The following is a 13,594-nucleotide window of genomic DNA, read 5'->3' as shown; positions in this document are numbered from 1 at the left end:
GACCATGACCACAACTACGCCCTCGGTAGCAGTCGATCAAAGCCTGCTGTATCCATCCCCGTACAAAGAATTCTGGCAAGCCTTTTCCAAGAACAAAGGCGCGGTTGCCGGCCTGTTGTTCATGCTGCTCGTCGTGTTTTGCGCGCTCTTCGCCCCCTGGGTGGCGCCGCATAACCCGAGCGAGCAATACCGCGACTTTTTGCTGACCCCACCGGCCTGGCTGGAAGGTGGCCAGTTGCAGTTCTTGCTGGGCACCGACGAACTGGGCCGTGACCTGCTCTCGCGCCTGATCCAAGGCTCGCGCCTGTCGTTGCTGATCGGCTTGTCGTCGGTGGTGATGTCGCTGATCCCGGGCATCCTGCTGGGTCTGTTTGCCGGGTTCTTCCCGCGCCTGCTCGGCCCGACCATCATGCGCCTGATGGACATCATGCTGGCCCTGCCGTCGCTGCTGCTGGCCGTGGCGATTGTCGCCATCCTCGGCCCTGGCCTGATCAACACCGTGATCGCCATCGCCATCGTGTCGCTGCCGTCCTACGTGCGCCTCACCCGCGCTGCGGTGATGGGCGAATTGAACCGCGACTACGTGACCGCCGCCCGCCTGGCCGGTGCCGGCCTGCCGCGCCTGATGTTCATCACCGTGCTGCCCAACTGCATGGCGCCGCTGATCGTACAGGCCACCTTGAGTTTCTCCTCGGCGATTCTCGATGCCGCAGCGCTGGGCTTTCTCGGCCTTGGCGTACAACCGCCCACCCCCGAGTGGGGCACCATGCTGGCCTCGGCGCGTGACTACATCGAACGCGCCTGGTGGGTCGTGAGCTTGCCCGGTTTGACCATTTTGCTCAGCGTGCTGGCAATCAACTTGATGGGTGACGGCCTGCGCGATGCGCTGGACCCGAAACTCAAGAACGCCGCCTGAGGAGATTCCCATGTCACTGTTAGAAATCAAGAATCTCAACGTACGCTTCGGCGACAAGACCGCCGTGCCGGTGGTCGATGGCCTCGATCTGTCCGTGGACAAGGGCGAAGTCCTGGCAATCGTTGGCGAGTCGGGCTCGGGTAAATCCGTGACCATGATGGCGCTGATGGGCCTGATCGAGCACCCCGGCATCGTCACCGCCGACTCTCTGACCTTTGACGGCAAGGACATGCTCAAACTGAGCAACCGCCAGCGCCGCCAGATCGTCGGCAAAGACCTGGCCATGGTGTTTCAAGACCCCATGACCGCGCTCAACCCCAGCTACACCGTGGGTTTCCAGATTGAAGAAGTGCTGCGCCTGCACCTGAAACTGTCCGGCAAGGCCGCCCGCAAGCGCGCCATCGAACTGCTGGAAAAAGTCGAGATCCCGGGCGCCGCCAGCCGCATGGACGCCTACCCGCACCAGCTGTCCGGCGGGATGAGCCAGCGCGTGGCCATCGCCATGGCGATTGCCGGCGAGCCTAAACTGCTGATCGCCGACGAGCCCACCACCGCACTGGACGTGACCATCCAGGCGCAGATCATGGAGCTGCTGCTGGCCCTGCAAAAAGAGCAGAACATGGGCCTGGTGCTGATCACCCACGACCTTGCCGTCGTGGCCGAAACCGCCCAGCGCGTGTGCGTGATGTACGCCGGCCAAGCGGTCGAAGTCGGGCAAGTGCCCGGCCTGTTCGATGTGCCCGCGCACCCGTACAGCGAAGCGTTGCTGGCCGCCATCCCGGAACACAGCATGGGCGCCGCGCGCCTGGCGACGTTGCCGGGGATCGTGCCCGGTCGGTATGACCGCCCACAGGGTTGCCTGTTGTCGCCGCGCTGCCCGTACGTGCAAGACAGCTGCCGCCAGACCCGCCCGGGCCTGGACCCCAAAGCCCACAGCCTTGTGCGCTGCTTCTACCCCTTGAACCAGGAGGTGGCGTAATGGCCGTCGTTCTTACTGCCCGCGACCTCACCCGCCACTACGAAGTGTCCCGCGGCCTGTTCAAGGGCCACGCCACGGTGCGGGCCCTCAACGGTGTGTCGTTTGAACTGGAAGCCGGCAAGACCCTCGCGGTCGTAGGCGAGTCCGGTTGCGGCAAGTCCACCCTCGCCCGCGCCCTGACGCTGATTGAAGAGCCATCGTCCGGCTCGCTGAAAATCGCCGGTCAGGAAGTGGCAGGGGCTGACAAGGCCCAGCGCAAGCAATTGCGCAAAGACGTGCAGATGGTGTTCCAGAGCCCCTACGCCTCGCTCAACCCACGCCAGAAAGTCGGCGACCAGTTGGCCGAGCCGCTGTTGATCAACACTAACCTGTCGGCCGCCGAGCGCCGGGAAAAAGTGCAGGCCATGATGAAGCAAGTGGGCCTGCGCCCCGAGCATTATCAGCGCTACCCGCACATGTTCTCGGGCGGTCAGCGCCAGCGTATCGCCCTGGCCCGCGCCATGATGCTGCAACCCAAGGTGCTGGTGGCGGATGAGCCGACGTCGGCGCTGGACGTGTCGATCCAGGCCCAGGTGCTCAACCTGTTCATGGACCTGCAGCAGGAATTCAACACGGCCTACGTGTTCATTTCCCACAACCTGGCGGTGGTGCAACACGTTGCCGATGACGTGATGGTGATGTACCTCGGTCGCCCGGTAGAGGTGGGCCCCAAGGAAGACATCTACGCCCGTCCGCTGCACCCCTACACCCAGGCGCTGCTGTCGGCGACCCCGACCATTCACCCAGACCCCAACAAGCCCAAGATCAAGATCGTCGGCGAGTTGCCCAACCCGCTGAACCCGCCGCCCGGCTGCGCGTTCCACAAGCGCTGCCCGTACGCCACGGCGCGGTGCAGCACCGAGGAGCCGCTGTTGCGGCCACTGGATAACCGCCAGGTGGCGTGCCACTACGCGGAGCAGTTTGTGGCATAACCCACAAAAAAGGCTCTGGCGCATCACGCCAGAGCCCTCGAGTTCTACAGCCCTTCCCGTCAGATTGCGCATCAGTCTGGCGGGAGGGGCTTTCTTTTTTCAGCGCCACTCAGGTATCGCTGTCACCTTCGGGGTCGTCGTCCTGCGGCTCATCCGGGGTTTGCGAGTCGTCATCGCCTTTTGAGCCACCCTGGTCCTGATCACCGGGCTCCGACTCACTCTTGGCCAGTTGCAAACCACCACCGGGCTGGGTTTTGACCGCCACAACCCCCGGGCCATGGCCGGGAGCGGCCGTCGTGGCCCACGCCGACGACAGGCCCAACGACAACAACACCAGCACTTTGAGCAGCAGTACTACACGTTGAAAAATACTCATGGTCGATTTCCGTCCAGTCGTTAAGTCCGGTGCGACGGCAAAGCCGCCGCTGTGTGTGACGCGTGTTTCAAGCCGTGGCCGGTGCGACCGGCCTACTTGTTGCCATCATCGTAACTTTCACTGTCCTCGCCTTCGTTGATCGGGTTCTCCGCGTCGCTTTCCGCACTGGCGCCGCTTTGTGGCTTCCAACTGCCGGCATTGCTTGGTTTGTACGGGTTGTAGGTGTTGGCGGGCTTGTCCTGGTTTTTCCACGACCACGAGGGTGGGTCGGACGCCAATTGCGGCGTGCCGGGCGGCCCGGATTGCGCCCAGGCGAGCGGCATGCCCAATGCCATCACGTTGACCAACAACAGGGCTTTTGGAAAAACACGCATGGGGGGCTCCACTCAAAGGATCGGCCCTGAAGACGCTAGCCCTTATCCGCAGGTTTTGCCACTAGCCGGGCCCCGGCCCGGATAAAAAATCGCCATGAAAAAGGGCGAAGCCATCACAGCTTCGCCCTTGTGCCAACCGCTCAGACCTTAGTGGTGCTCGCGGGTCGCGCGGAACTTCACGTCCGGCCAGCGCTCTTCCATCAGCGCCAGGTTGACCCGGGTCGGGGCCAGGTAGGTCAGGTGACCACCGCCGTCCACCGCCAGGTTTTCCACGGCCTTGACCTTGAACTCTTCGAGCTTTTTCTTATCGCCACAATCGATCCAGCGGGCGGAGTACACGGTGATCGGCTCGTAGGAGCATTCCACTTTGTATTCCTCCTTCAGGCGGCTGGCCACCACGTCGAACTGCAGCACACCGACCGCGCCCAAAATGATGTCGTTGCTGCGCTCGGGGAAGAACACCTGGGTGGCGCCCTCTTCGGCCAATTGCTGCAAGCCCTGGCGCAGCTGCTTGGACTTGAGCGGGTCACGCAGGCGCACGCGGCGGAACAGTTCCGGGGCGAAGTGCGGGATACCGGTAAAGCCCAGCGCCTCGCCTTCGGTGAAGGTGTCGCCGATCTGAATGGTGCCGTGGTTGTGCAGGCCGATGATGTCACCCGCGTAGGCTTCTTCCAGCTGTTCACGCTCCGAAGAGAAGAATGTCAGGGCGTCGCCGATGCGCACGTCCTTGCCGGTGCGCACGTGGCGCATCTTCATGCCTTTATCGTATTTGCCGGAGCAGATGCGCATAAAGGCGATGCGGTCGCGGTGCTTGGGGTCCATGTTTGCCTGGATCTTGAACACAAAGCCGGAGAACTTCTCTTCCTGCGGCTCCACGGTGCGCTCGTTGGCCACCCGCGACAGCGGGCGCGGCGCCCAGTCCACTACGGCGTCCAGCACGTGGTCCACACCGAAGTTGCCCAGCGCGGTGCCGAAGAACACCGGGGTCATCTGCCCGTCGAGGAACTCCTGCTGGTTGAACTCATGGCAGGCGCCCTGCACCAGTTCCAGCTGTTCGATGAAACGCTCGTACTCGTCGCCCAAGTGCGCGCGGGCTTCGTCGGAGTCGAGCTTCTCGATGATTTTGACGTCGGTGCGCTCATGCCCGTGACCGGCGGTGTAGACAATGATGTAGTCGTCCGCCAGGTGGTACACGCCCTTGAAGTCGCGGTAGCAACCGATCGGCCACGTGATGGGCGCGGCCTTGATCTTGAGCACCGCTTCGATTTCGTCGAGCAGTTCGATGGGGTCGCGGATGTCCCGGTCGAGCTTGTTGATAAAGCTGACGATCGGCGTGTCACGCAGACGGCACACGTCCATCAGCGCGATGGTCCGTGGCTCGACGCCTTTACCGCCGTCGAGCACCATCAGGGCCGAGTCCACCGCGGTGAGGGTGCGGTAGGTGTCTTCGGAGAAGTCTTCGTGGCCCGGGGTGTCGAGCAGGTTGACCATATGGTCGCGATACGGGAATTGCATCACCGAGGTGGTGATGGAAATACCCCGTTGCTTTTCCATCTCCATCCAGTCGGACGTGGCATGGCGGTCGGATTTACGGGATTTCACCGTGCCAGCCACCGTAATCGCCTTGCCCATCAGCAACAGCTTCTCGGTGATGGTGGTTTTACCGGCATCGGGGTGGGAAATAATGGCGAAAGTGCGGCGTTTCGCGACTTCGGCGGCCTGTTGGGTCATGGGAAATCGCCTGGCAGGTGAGTCAAAAAAAGGGCGGCGAGTATAGCGTAAACCCGGGCCGCCAGACCACCGTTCGCCCGTTAAGGGGTGGCTAATTGCTGCCAAGTGTGGAACCTTTTAAAAGATGGAGACGTCCATTCCCCTGCTGCCGCACACGTACCAGGGGCTGATAAATCAGCAGGTTAGCCTGACGGGGCTGCGCTCATGGCTCGACCGCCTGCCGCTTTGACGGCGTGGACGAGCTGCTCTTCGCGATCACATTCATCGGCAACCAGGAACGGTATTGCCACCCGACAATGTGCTCGCCGACTACAAGAAAAGGAGTCCGCCTGTGGCTATCCGCTATGGCAAAGGGCTGATAGGGGGCGCGGTCGTCATCGCCCTCCTGGCCCTGCTGATCCACTGGATCGGCATCAACACGATCCAGCTGTACCGCGACGATTTGTTGTTCTACCTGCAGGCCCACTTGCTGCTGGTACTGGCCTCCATGCTGGCCGCCCTGCTCGTGGGGATCCCCGCCGGCATCCTGCTCAGCCGCCCCCACCGGGTCGCGCAGGCAGAACGGTTCATGCAAATCTTCAACATCGGCAACACCGTCCCGCCCCTGGCCGTACTGGCCATCGCCCTCGGCATCCTCGGCATCGGCAGTGGCCCGGCCATCTTCGCGCTGTTCCTCGCCTCCCTCCTGCCCATCGTGCGCAACACCTATGAAGGCCTGAAAAACGTGCAGGGCTCCCTCAAGGAAGCCGCCACCGGCATCGGCATGACACCGCGCCAGGTGCTGCTGCGCGTGGAATTGCCCAACGCCGTGCCGATCATCATTGGCGGCGTGCGTGTGGCGCTGGCGATCAACGTGGGCACCGCACCGCTGGCCTTCCTGATTGGCGCCAACAGCCTGGGCAGCCTGATTTTCCCCGGCATCGCCCTGAACAATCAGCCGCAACTGGTACTCGGCGCCGCGTGCACCGCGCTGCTGGCGTTGGTGCTCGATGGCCTGGTGACCCTGGCCAGCCGCCTGTGGCTGGAACGTGGACTGCGCCCGTCGTAAGGCCTGGCTGAGGATTGGATATGAAAAAACTGACATTGATCTTGAGCTGCGTCCTGCTGCTTGCGGGGTTTGCACAGGCGGCGGACAAACCGCTGATCCGCATCGGCGCCCGGGTGTTCACCGAACAGACCCTGCTCGCCGAAATCACCGCCCAGTACCTGCGCACCAAGGGGTATGACACCCGCGTCACCGGCGGGCTGGGCAGCAACCTGGCTCGCAGCGCCCAGGAAAGCGGGCAACTGGACTTGCTGTGGGAATACACCGGCGTGTCGCTGGTGGCCTACAACCATGTCGACGAGAAACTCGACAGCGAACACACCTACGCCCGGGTCAAGGCACTGGACGCGAAAAAAGGCCTGGCCTGGCTCAGCCCGTCCAAATTCAGCAACACCTACGCCCTGGCCATGCCCGAAAACGTGGCCAGGGAACACCCGCAGATCAACACCATCAGCGAGCTCACCCAGGCCCTGGCCGAAAAAACCCGGGAAAACCGCCTGGTGGCGCTGGACACCGAGTTCGCCAACCGCTCCGACGGCATGGCCGGCATGGTCGCGCTGTACGGCATGAACCTGACCCGCAAAAACACCCGGCAGATGGACGCGGGCCTGGTCTATACCGCCCTGCGCAATGGCCAGGTGTTCGCAGGCCTGGTCTACACCACCGACGGGCGCCTGAACGCCTTCAAATTGAAGCTGCTGCAAGACGACAAACACTACTTCCCCGACTACACCGCCGCGCCCGTGGTGCGCCAGGCCTACCTGGACGCCCACCCGCAACTGGCCGCCGACCTCAAGCCCCTGGCCGCCTTGTTCGATGACGCGACCATGCGCCAGCTCAACGCACGGGTCGACGTCGACCACGAAAGCCCCTCCGCCGTGGCCGCAGACTTCCTGCGCCAGCACCCACTCAACTAATTGGAGAAGACATGGAATTTCTGAACGCCTTTTCCCATCTTGATTGGGCACAGGTCCTGCACCTGACCTGGCAACACATCACCCTGGTCGGCATCGCCGTGTTGCTGGCGATTATGGTCGGCGTACCGCTGGGTATTCTCATGACGCGCTTCGAGGCGCTGGCAGGTCCGCTGCAAGCCAGCGCCACGGTGCTGCTCACCGTGCCGTCCATCGCCCTGTTCGGCCTGCTGCTGCCGTTCTACTCCAAGTTCGGCCAGGGCCTGGGGCCGCTGCCGGCCATCACGGCGGTGTTTCTCTATTCGCTGTTGCCGATCATGCGTAATACCTACCTGGCCTTGACCGGCGTGGAGCCGGGCATTCGCGAAGCCGCACGCGGCATCGGCATGACCTTCGGCCAACGCCTGCGCATGGTCGAATTGCCGATTGCCGTGCCGGTGATCCTCGCCGGGGTGCGCACCGCCGTGGTGATGAACATCGGCGTGATGACCATCGCCGCCACCATCGGTGCCGGCGGCCTGGGTGTATTGATTCTGGCCTCCATCAGCCGCAGCGATATGTCGATGCTGATCGTCGGCGCCGTACTGGTCAGCCTGCTGGCCATCTTCGCCGACCTGCTCCTGCAATGGCTGCAACGCTCGCTGACTCCAAAAGGACTGCTCAAATGATCGAACTTCAACACCTGACCAAGACCTTCCAAAGCAACGGCAAGACCATCACCGCCGTGGACGCCGTGAGCCTGACCGTCAATGAAGGCGAAATCTGTGTATTTCTGGGGCCCTCGGGCTGCGGCAAAAGCACCACGCTGAAAATGATCAACCGCTTGATCCAGCCCACCTCGGGCAAGATCCTGATCGACGGCCAGGACACCACCGACCTCGACGAAGTGACCCTGCGCCGCAACATCGGCTATGTCATCCAGCAAATCGGCCTGTTTCCCAACATGACCATCGAGGAAAACATCGTGGTGGTGCCCAAGCTGCTCGGCTGGGACAAGCAGAAATGCCACGACCGCGCCCGCGAACTGATGAGCATGATCAAGCTGGAGCCCAAGCAGTACCTGCACCGCTACCCGCGTGAATTGTCCGGCGGCCAACAGCAGCGCATCGGCGTGATCCGCGCCCTGGCGGCCGAAGCGCCGCTGTTGTTGATGGACGAACCCTTCGGCGCGGTAGACCCGATCAACCGCGAGATGATCCAGAACGAGTTTTTCGAGATGCAGCGCGCCTTGAAAAAGACCGTGATCATGGTCAGCCACGACATCGACGAGGCTATCAAGCTGGGTGACAAAATCGCCATCTTCCGCGCGGGCAAGCTGTTGCAGATCGACCACCCGGACACCCTGCTGGCGCACCCGGCGGACGATTTCGTCAGCAACTTTGTCGGCCAGGACAGCACCCTCAAGCGCCTGCTGCTGGTGAAGGCCGAAGATGCGGCAGACAACGCACCGTCCGTCAGCCCCGAAACGCCGGTGGCAGAGGCCCTGGAACTGATGGACGAGCATGACCGCCGTTATGTGGTGGTCACCTGCAGTGAGAACAAGGCGCTGGGCTATGTACGACGCCGCGACTTGCACCGTCAGGCCGGTACGTGTGGGCAATACCTGCGCGAATTCAACGCCACGGCGGCGTACGACGAGCATTTGCGCATCCTGCTGTCGCGCATGTACGAGTTCAACCGCTCGTGGTTGCCGGTGATGGACGCCGAGCGGGTGTTTTTGGGCGAAGTCACCCAGGAGTCGATTGCCGCCTACCTGAGCTCGGGCCGCTCGCGCGGGGCCAAGACCCATATCGTGTCGCCGGCCGAAACCGCCCTGGCCTGACCCCAACGGCCCTTGCGGTGAACGGGCGCGCCCCGTTCACCGCAGGCAATGCCCGCCGCCAGGGGAACATCAATCCGTCACACCGGTCCGTTACATAAGTAGCAGCAGGGGGCACGCGACGAACGCGTGCAAAAACGCGACATTTTTAGTTGATCTCAAACCCCTCACGCCCTACAGTTCGCGCCGAACGTCCATGCTGGAAACGATCCATCCGGCTCAAGTACTGACGACGAGACAGCAAGGCCAAGGGAAGCGGTTGATCCCATGGCCTTTTTGCTTTCGGCGACATGCCTTGGGAAGTAGGCGAACCAAAGTGGGGATACGGAGGACGTTCATTTGCACCCATTGATCAATTCAGTTTGCCCTTAGGAGTTCCCAGCATGTCGATCCAGGTCGAAGACTATTTCGCGCGCGATACCTTTCAAAAAATGAAGGCATTCGCCGACAAGCAAGAAACCCCGTTCGTGGTGATCGACACCGCGATGATCGCCCAGGCCTACGATGACCTGCGCGCCGGTTTCGAGTTCGCCAAGGTGTATTACGCCGTCAAGGCCAACCCGGCCGTCGAAATCATCGACCTCTTGAACAAGAAAGGCTCCAGCTTCGACATCGCGTCTATCTATGAGCTGGACAAAGTACTGGGCCAAGGCGTGAGCGCCGACCGCATCAGCTACGGCAACACCATCAAGAAATCCAAAGACATCCGCTACTTCTATGACAAGGGCGTGCGCCTGTTCTCCACCGACTCCGAAGCCGACCTGCGCAACATCGCCAAGGCCGCCCCGGGCTCCAAAGTGTACGTGCGCATCCTCACCGAAGGCTCCACCACCGCCGATTGGCCGCTGTCACGCAAGTTCGGCTGCCAGACCGACATGGCCATGGACCTGCTGATCCTCGCCCGCGACCTGGGCCTGGTGCCGTACGGCGTGTCGTTCCACGTGGGCTCGCAACAGCGCGACATCAGCGTGTGGGACGCGGCCATCGCCAAGGTCAAAGTGATCTTCGAGCGCCTTAAAGAAGAAGACGGCATCCACCTCAAGCTGATCAACATGGGCGGCGGCTTCCCGGCCAACTACATCACCCGCACCAACAGCCTGGAAACCTACGCCGAGGAAATCATCCGTTTCCTCAAGGAAGACTTCGGTGACGACCTGCCGGAAATCATCCTGGAGCCGGGCCGTTCGCTGATCGCCAACGCCGGTATCCTGGTGAGCGAAGTGGTACTGGTCGCCCGCAAATCGCGCACCGCCGTCGAGCGTTGGGTGTACACCGACGTGGGCAAATTCTCCGGCCTGATCGAAACCATGGACGAAGCCATCAAATTCCCGATCTGGACCGAGAAGAAAGGCGAGATGGAAGAGGTGGTGATCGCCGGCCCGACCTGCGACAGCGCCGACATCATGTACGAAAACTACAAATACGGCCTGCCGCTGAACCTGGCGATTGGCGACCGGCTGTACTGGTTGTCTACCGGCGCGTACACCACCAGCTACAGCGCGGTGGAGTTCAATGGGTTTCCGCCGTTGAAGTCGTTTTATGTTTGAGGGCCGTGAGCTTTAAGCGGCACGCTTTTAGCGACTCGCGGTGAGAGAAAGCCCATGCATGGTCATGGGCTTTTTTGTGGGCGGCGCCCAGCTTTAATGCCAGCGCCAATACAGGCGTTTTATATAACCGTTAGAAAAATGATTGGGCTCGCCAATCACGATATAGAGACAACCTCACGACTGTTCGCCGCTCTTTACTTCGCTGTTGACTGGCCTCAGAAAAACGACCCCAACGATGGCAACCCCTATTTATAACGTCCCCATAAAACTGCCGGAATAACCACCAGCAAAAAATAGACAATCACGGGGATAAAATAAACGATGAACAATATTGCGCAAGAAAATAGCGCGTACGCAAGCACGTGAGTGCCGAACATCCTGGACCTGGAACCGCCCACGGCAAGATCATGAGGATCAAAATAAATCATCGATAAAATAATGAAGATAAACCCTGAAAAAACCACCAGGCAAAAAAGGTATTTAAGAAGGGTCATCCCTTCATACTGGGCAGGGTCAATCCTTATATTCTTATAAACACTGAAAAAAACCACTATCGAAAACAGCGGCCCTGCTAGGCCAACATAATTTGCGATAACTTTAGACACCCATGGAAAACCCGATGACCAAAACCCCGATGCGCCCAGTAGATGCCTATCAACAAAAGCTTCGATCTGGATATAAGGATAACTATCAGCCTGCCCTGAAAACGAAAAGGCCACCATCCAAATCGGCACCATCGTGATCATAATAAAAAGCCACGGAAATGAAATTTCAGGCTTCAATTTTTCAATCATAACTAAAGAGCTCTAAAAGTTAGATTTCACAAATCAGTGACGATTGGTGTAAAACCAATCGCCACACCACTTACCTAACAACAAAGTTATTAATCTCTTCAACCTTACTATCGTCAATATAAGTCGCTACCGCCGCCATCATTACCGAAATCACTACAATTCCAAGAGTAGCAGATGCAAACGTGGGAAACGCGAACGCTATGCCTGCTGCTAGCACGGCTCCAGCACCAGCTCCCAAGGCTATGGACTCAAGCTCCAACATGAGAGGTCTCCAATTATTGGTTTCAAAGCCTAAAATCGCTTTCTGTCGAATATTATCTGCTTGTACGACTTTACCAGCCACTCCAAATGCCTTGCCCAGGCGAACTACATTATCAGAAAACATAGCCTTATCAAACGCCTCAAGAGCACTAGCAACTGCTCGCGCATCTTGAGAGTTTAACTTAAACATTGGATTAGTCTGAATTTTCTGAAAGGAAGCCATCGCATCAGCATAGCTATTTATTTTTTTCCCAACAATGTTAACCTGGAGCCCCTTAGCAACTTCACTTACTTTAGCACCGTATTTGACGAGTATACGCTCGTTCATATCTGTTACAAAACCCACCCAGCGCTTATAAATTTCAATTTGATCATTATCCGGCACACGACTTCCTGGTAGCGCTGCCAATTCAGCAGAAGCAACATTAATCTTGAGACTCAAGTAAGAATTTTCATTTCGCAATATCTCCGCCAGATGTGCGGCCCTATAAGCATCGACAAATTCTTTTTTGGTTAGCAACAAATTTTTAGTACGATTAACCGTATTAGTGAAGGTCCCAGTAATATTCAACCGAGTATCAACCAAAGGATCCCTTAAGAAAAACATGGAAGTTTTATTTTGAAAAACTAACAAATCCAAAGCTTTTTGAGCATATAAAACCTCCATTACATCCAAACCGATATTGACATTTTTTTCGAAAGATTGTTTAGGATCACGTAAAATCCCGCCAATCGTCGAAACCTCATCATCAACTTTCTTGATCAAGCCTTTTTTAAGACTTTCAAAGTCCGGCTTAATCAACTTATCAACTTATCAACTTCACTCAACAAATTATTACTATATGCATCTTGAGCTTTAATATTTTTTATTTCTTCATGAATTTTAGTTCCTGCACTGCTAGACCCCCATCTAATACCATCACCGCCTATGGGGAATGGATCATTTGTTGCGTTGATTTCAATTTCCGGTAAATACAGCGTCCCATCTGAACCCACTGGCATTTTTATAAAACTCCTTAACAATTATAGAGATCAGCCGCCGTTTAAAAACAGCCAAACCGAAAAACTGTACATAAAAACAGTCCCACAACCACAACAAATGATGCATTTGCGCATAAAAAATACGCAAATGATAATTAATTCCATTTGTTAATTTTTAAGTTTTACCTCTTGCTACGCCAACTCGTCACATGTGGTGTGGGACGAGTGAAACGCAGGCAAAAGAAGCATCTTTGACGTGACGTCTAGGTACGCGATCGGTGGGCATTAAAGGTAGTAACTCTGTCAACGAGAGCAGCCTTGTGGCTCGGACCTGCTTTTGAATTGGGTTGACTGCTTTTTGCCTCAAGTTCTGAAATTACATCTCACCGCTAGTAACCTGACCTCAGGCTGAATAGCCGTTTCAGCAGGTAATATGCCAGCCACAAAAATACAAACTCCTGTCATCCAGCGCCTCGCGCAACCACCTCAGTGCAAACTCAATTTCGCTTTGGTCTTCCAACACCGCGCCATAGCTGAACTGTCCGCGAAAGCCATCGCTTTCTACCGATTGCCGGGAACATTCATACTCTACCGACCGATCCCAAGGGCTCTGCTGCCTGCCGGCCGGCCGGCACTAGTGTACTGTTTTCGAAATAATTTACTTATTGACTACGGCTTCAAGTGCCTCGCGCGCACGCTGGATTTTGTTCAAAATCTCCTCTCCCTTCGCGTTCCAAACGTATCGGGTCGGCTGAGCATTGCGTAACGCCATAAACGCCGTAATGGCGCTTTCCAGCTCGCGAATCGAAGCAAAACTACCGTCGCGAAGATACACGGTGATGTCTCGAAAGAAGCGTTCAACCATGTTCATCCACGAGCTGGAGGT

At 58.2% G+C, this 13,594-nt stretch carries 14 protein-coding genes and 1 pseudogene; 8 read left to right on the top strand and 7 right to left on the bottom strand.

The genetic code is table 11. The features are described 5' to 3' along the window. The first annotated feature begins 4 nt into the window (after positions 1–4). The 3 genes from ACW9H9_RS11395 to ACW9H9_RS11385 are packed head-to-tail and all read left to right on the top strand — an operon-like array spanning position 5 to position 2,866. Positions 5–916, top strand: coding sequence for an ABC transporter permease subunit (locus ACW9H9_RS11395; protein WP_457343257.1), 912 nt, complete (start codon positions 5–7; stop codon positions 914–916). A 10-nt stretch (positions 917–926) separates the two neighbouring features. Beyond that, positions 927–1,895: an ABC transporter ATP-binding protein gene (locus ACW9H9_RS11390; protein WP_457343256.1), complete on the top strand. Its 969-nt coding sequence runs from the start codon at positions 927–929 to the stop codon at positions 1,893–1,895. Then, the gene (locus ACW9H9_RS11385) at positions 1,895–2,866 is read left to right on the top strand and encodes a peptide ABC transporter ATP-binding protein (RefSeq protein ID WP_457343254.1); all 972 of its coding nucleotides are present in this window, start codon (positions 1,895–1,897) and stop codon (positions 2,864–2,866) included. The genes ACW9H9_RS11390 and ACW9H9_RS11385 overlap by 1 nt, the downstream gene beginning before the upstream one ends. 109 nt (positions 2,867–2,975) lie before the next feature. On the opposite strand, the gene ACW9H9_RS11380 is transcribed toward ACW9H9_RS11385, so the two are convergent. From ACW9H9_RS11380 to ACW9H9_RS11370, 3 genes are all read right to left on the bottom strand, one after another. Beyond that, positions 2,976–3,242, bottom strand: a complete 267-nt coding sequence (locus ACW9H9_RS11380) for a hypothetical protein (protein ID WP_457343253.1) — start codon at positions 3,240–3,242, stop codon at positions 2,976–2,978. A 92-nt stretch (positions 3,243–3,334) separates the two neighbouring features. Next, positions 3,335–3,616, bottom strand: a complete 282-nt coding sequence (locus tag ACW9H9_RS11375; RefSeq protein WP_457343252.1) for a hypothetical protein — start codon at positions 3,614–3,616, stop codon at positions 3,335–3,337. A 147-nt stretch (positions 3,617–3,763) separates the two neighbouring features. Beyond that, on the bottom strand, positions 3,764–5,347 hold the full coding sequence (locus ACW9H9_RS11370; RefSeq protein ID WP_457343251.1) for a peptide chain release factor 3: 1,584 nt from the start codon (positions 5,345–5,347) through the stop codon (positions 3,764–3,766). A 331-nt stretch (positions 5,348–5,678) separates the two neighbouring features. Between ACW9H9_RS11370 and ACW9H9_RS11365 the strand changes: the two genes are divergently transcribed. The 5 genes from ACW9H9_RS11365 to ACW9H9_RS11345 all read left to right on the top strand — a co-directional run bounded on the left by ACW9H9_RS11365 (position 5,679) and on the right by ACW9H9_RS11345 (position 10,672). Further along, entirely contained in the window at positions 5,679–6,395 is a 717-nt protein-coding gene (locus ACW9H9_RS11365; RefSeq protein ID WP_457343250.1) for an ABC transporter permease, read from the top strand. 20 nt (positions 6,396–6,415) lie between these two features. Continuing rightward, positions 6,416–7,309: a glycine betaine ABC transporter substrate-binding protein gene (locus ACW9H9_RS11360; protein WP_457343249.1), complete on the top strand. Its 894-nt coding sequence runs from the start codon at positions 6,416–6,418 to the stop codon at positions 7,307–7,309. 11 nt (positions 7,310–7,320) lie between these two features. After that, on the top strand, positions 7,321–7,974 hold the full coding sequence (locus ACW9H9_RS11355) for an ABC transporter permease (RefSeq protein WP_457343248.1): 654 nt from the start codon (positions 7,321–7,323) through the stop codon (positions 7,972–7,974). Next, positions 7,971–9,128, top strand: coding sequence for an osmoprotectant ABC transporter ATP-binding protein OsmV (locus ACW9H9_RS11350; RefSeq protein WP_457343247.1), 1,158 nt, complete (start codon positions 7,971–7,973; stop codon positions 9,126–9,128). The genes ACW9H9_RS11355 and ACW9H9_RS11350 overlap by 4 nt, the downstream gene beginning before the upstream one ends. 380 nt (positions 9,129–9,508) lie before the next feature. Next, entirely contained in the window at positions 9,509–10,672 is a 1,164-nt protein-coding gene (locus ACW9H9_RS11345) for a type III PLP-dependent enzyme (protein WP_457343246.1), read from the top strand. Positions 10,673–10,917: 245 nt separating this feature from the next. Here the strand turns inward: ACW9H9_RS11345 and cui are convergent, their stop codons facing one another. From cui to ACW9H9_RS11325, 4 genes and pseudogenes are all read right to left on the bottom strand, one after another. After that, positions 10,918–11,466 (bottom strand): colicin immunity protein Cui, encoded by a 549-nt coding sequence (cui, locus tag ACW9H9_RS11340; protein WP_457343245.1) that lies wholly within the window; start codon positions 11,464–11,466, stop codon positions 10,918–10,920. 70 nt (positions 11,467–11,536) lie between these two features. After that, positions 11,537–12,529, bottom strand: a complete 993-nt coding sequence (locus ACW9H9_RS11335; protein WP_457343244.1) for a colicin-like pore-forming protein — start codon at positions 12,527–12,529, stop codon at positions 11,537–11,539. Next, entirely contained in the window at positions 12,526–12,729 is a 204-nt protein-coding gene (locus ACW9H9_RS11330) for a hypothetical protein (RefSeq protein WP_457343243.1), read from the bottom strand. Before ACW9H9_RS11330 ends, ACW9H9_RS11335 begins: the two co-directional genes overlap by 4 nt. 637 nt (positions 12,730–13,366) lie before the next feature. Beyond that, positions 13,367–13,594 (bottom strand): annotated as a pseudogene (locus tag ACW9H9_RS11325) (IS630 family transposase); the annotation flags it as partial.

This window comes from Pseudomonas sp. SDO5215_S409, from assembly GCF_054071325.1.
Note: the sequence above shows the minus strand (reverse complement) of the source record. Positions and strands in the feature narration are given on the sequence as shown.